4 protein-coding genes are annotated in these 3,397 nt (G+C 63.8%); all 4 read right to left on the bottom strand.

All coding sequences use genetic code 11. The features are described from left to right. On the bottom strand, nucleotides 1-682 hold a 682-nt coding region (locus ACXJKH_RS17135; RefSeq protein ID WP_457321123.1), incomplete at its 3' end, for a 2Fe-2S iron-sulfur cluster-binding protein. After that, a complete protein-coding gene (gene nuoF / locus ACXJKH_RS17130) occupies nucleotides 679-2,019 on the bottom strand; it encodes an NADH-quinone oxidoreductase subunit NuoF (RefSeq protein ID WP_123730636.1) in 1,341 nt (446 codons plus the stop codon). The genes ACXJKH_RS17135 and nuoF, both read right to left, overlap by 4 nt. Before the next feature lie 3 nt (nucleotides 2,020-2,022). Next, nucleotides 2,023-2,550, bottom strand: coding sequence for an NADH-quinone oxidoreductase subunit NuoE (nuoE, locus tag ACXJKH_RS17125; RefSeq protein WP_121038421.1), 528 nt, complete (start codon nucleotides 2,548-2,550; stop codon nucleotides 2,023-2,025). 94 nt (nucleotides 2,551-2,644) lie between these two features. Then, nucleotides 2,645-3,397 (bottom strand): NADH-quinone oxidoreductase subunit D-related protein (locus tag ACXJKH_RS17120; protein ID WP_457321121.1); only part of this gene is annotated, 753 nt, incomplete at its 5' end.

The following is a 3,397-nucleotide window of genomic DNA, read 5'->3' as shown; positions in this document are numbered from 1 at the left end:
GTTCCCACGGACGGGCGCGGAACTGGAACACCTTGTTGGTCAACGCGCCGACCGGGCAGACGTCCACGACGTTGCCGGACAGTTCGGTGGTCAGCGGCTTGCCGTCGTAGGTGCCGATCTGCAGGTTTTCACCGCGGTACATGCCACCCAGCTCGTAGGTACCGGCGACGTCGGCGGTGAAGCGGACGCAGCGGGTGCACTGGATGCAGCGGGTCATTTCGGTGGCGACCAGCGGACCGATGTCCTCATCGGGCACCACGCGCTTGCGCTCGTTGAAACGGCTGACCGAACGGCCATAGCCCAGCGAGACGTCCTGCAGTTCGCACTCGCCGCCCTGATCGCAGATCGGGCAGTCCAGCGGGTGGTTGATCAGCAGGAATTCCATCACCGAGCGCTGGAACTTCAGCGCCTTTTCACTGCGGGTGGCGACCTTCATGCCATCCATGACCGGCGTGGCGCAGGCCGGTGCCGGCTTGGGCGACTTTTCCACGTCGACCAGGCACATGCGGCAGTTGGCGGCGATCGGCAGCTTCTCGTGGTAGCAGAAGCGCGGGATCGGAATGCCGGCCTTGTCGGCGGCCTGGATGATCATCGAGCCCTTGGGCACGACCAGCGACTGGCCGTCGATTTCGACGGTCACGTGGTCCGGTGGCACGCTCGGGTTCACGGGTTGCGCGCTCATGCGGCGGCTGCCTCCACCTTCTTGCCGTCAACCATCGAATGACCGTTGACGATGTAATACTCGAATTCGTCCCAGAACTGGCGCAGGAAGCCCTGGATGGGCCATGCCGCCGCTTCACCGAACGCGCAGATGGTGTGGCCTTCGATCTGGCCGGCCACCGTCTTCAACTGATGCAGGTCCTCCATCGTGGCCTTRCCGGCGACGATGCGCTCCAGCACGCGGTGCATCCAGCCGGTGCCTTCACGGCACGGGGTGCACTGCCCACAGGATTCCTTGTGGAAGAACTGGCTGATGCGGCAGGCGAACTTGACGCAGCAGACGCTGTCGTCGAGCACCACGATGGCCCCCGAGCCCAGACCGGTGCCCAAGGCACGCAGGGTGTCGTAGTCCATCTGCAGGCCCTTGAGCTCTTCGGCCTTCAGCACCGGCATCGAGACGCCGCCCGGGACTGCGCCCTTGAGGGTGCGGCCCGGCTTCAGACCACCGGCCATTTCCAGCAGGTCGTCGAAGGTGGTGCCCAGCGGCACTTCGAAGTTGCCGCCCTTCTGCACGCAGCCGGAGACCGAGAAGATCTTCGGGCCGCCGTTCTTGGTCAGGCTCAGGCCTGCAAACCATTCCGGGCCGTTGCGGATGATCGCCGGCACCGAGGCATAGGTCTCGGTGTTGTTGATCGTCGACGGCTTGCCGTACAGGCCGAAGTTGGCCGGGAACGGCGGCTTGTAGCGCGGCTGGCCCTTCTTGCCTTCCAGCGATTCCATCAGCGCGGTTTCTTCGCCGCAGATGTAGGCGCCGGCGCCCAGCGCACCGTAAATATCGATGTCCACGCCGCTGCCGAGGATGTCCTTGCCCAGCCAGCCGTTCGCGTACGCGTCGGCCAGGGCCTGTTCGAAGTTCTCGAACGGCTCGTGGTGGAACTCACCGCGCAGGTAGTTGTAGCCCACGGTCGAGCCGGTGGCGTAGCAGGCGATCGCCATGCCTTCCACGACCGAATGCGGGTTGTAGCGCAGGATGTCGCGGTCCTTGCAGGTCCCCGGCTCGGATTCATCCGAGTTGCACAGGATGTACTTCTGCATGGTGCCCTTGGGCATGAAGGACCACTTCAGGCCGGTCGGGAAGCCCGCGCCGCCACGGCCGCGCAGGTTGGACTGCTTGACCATCTCGATGACCTGCTCCGGCGAGATCTTCTCTTCGAGGATCTTGCGCAGCGCGGCATAGCCACCGGTCTTGAGGTAGCTCTCATACGACCACGGAGTGTCGTAATGCAGGGTGGTGTAGACCACCTGGTGCGGCAACGGTGCGGGACCGACCGGACCACTGGGTGCGTGATGATGTGCCATGTCTTACTCCAACCCGTCCAGCAGCTCGTCGACTTTCTCGACGGTCAGGCGCTCGTGGTAATGGCCATTGATGACCATCATCGGCGCGCCGGCGCAACCGGCCAGGCATTCTTCTTCGCGCTTGAGGTAGATGCGGCCGTCGGCGGTGGACTGACCGGTCTTGCAGCCGAGCTTCTTTTCGGCGTGCGCGACCAGGTCTTCGGCGCCGTTCAACCAGCAGCTGATGTTGGTGCAGAAGGCAACGTTGTGGCGACCGACCTTCTCCAGCTCGAACATCGAGTAGAAGCTGGCCACTTCGTAGGCCCACACCGGCGGCAGGTCCAGGTACTTGGCGACGCCGGCGATCAACTCGTCGGTCAGCCAGCCTGCGTTCTGTTCCTGTGCGGCGTGCAGGCCCTGCAGGACAGCCGAGCGCTTGCGATCCGGCGGGAACTTGGCCAGCCAGTGATCGATGTGCGCACGGGTCTTGTCGTTCAAGACCACCATCGGGTCGACGTCGCGCGCCGCCTCGAAATTACCTGTCGCCTTCATCGGCCGACCTCAGCGAATACGAAATCGTTAAAAACCAGAACCTGCAGCGCCGGCAACAGCCGGCGGGTGTCAGGCATCGTGCAAGCGGATGCGATCACCGGTCCACCTCGCCGAACACCAGATCGTAGGTACCAATCATGGCGACCACGTCGGCGAGCATGTGCCCGCGCACGATCGAGTCGATCGAGGACAGATGGGCGAAGCCCGGCGCGCGCAGGTGCACGCGGAACGGCTTGTTGGCACCATCAGACATCAGGTAGCAGCCGAACTCGCCCTTGGGCGCTTCGACGGCGGCGTAGGTTTCGCCGGCCGGGACGCAGTAGCCTTCACTGAACAGCTTGAAGTGATGGATCAGCGCTTCCATGTCGTCCTTCATGTCTTCGCGGCTGGGCGGCGCGACCTTGAAGTTCTTGACCATGACCGGGCCGGGGTTGGCCTTGAGCCAGGTGACGCACTGTTTGATGATGCGGTTGGACTCGCGCATCTCGGCCACGCGCACCAGGTAACGGTCGTAGCAGTCGCCTTCCTTGCCGAGCGGGATGTCGAAATCGACCGCGTCGTACTTGGCATAGGGCTGCTTCTTGCGCRGATCCCAAGCAATGCCCGAGCCGCGCAGCATCACGCCGGTCATGCCCCAGGCATGCGCCAGCTCGGGGGTGACCACGCCGATGCCGACAGTGCGCTGCTTCCAGATGCGATTGTCGGTGAGCAGGGTTTCATACTCGTCCACGCGCTTGGGGAACTCAGCGGTGAAGTTTTCCAGGAAATCGAGCAGCGAACCTTCGCGCGAGGCGTTGAGGTTCTTCAGGGCGTTGCCCTTGTGCCAGCGCGATTCCTTGTACTTGGG

The sequence above is a fragment of the Stenotrophomonas sp. P5_B8 genome, assembly GCF_054049855.1.
This window is presented reverse-complemented; position numbering and strand designations above follow the sequence as displayed.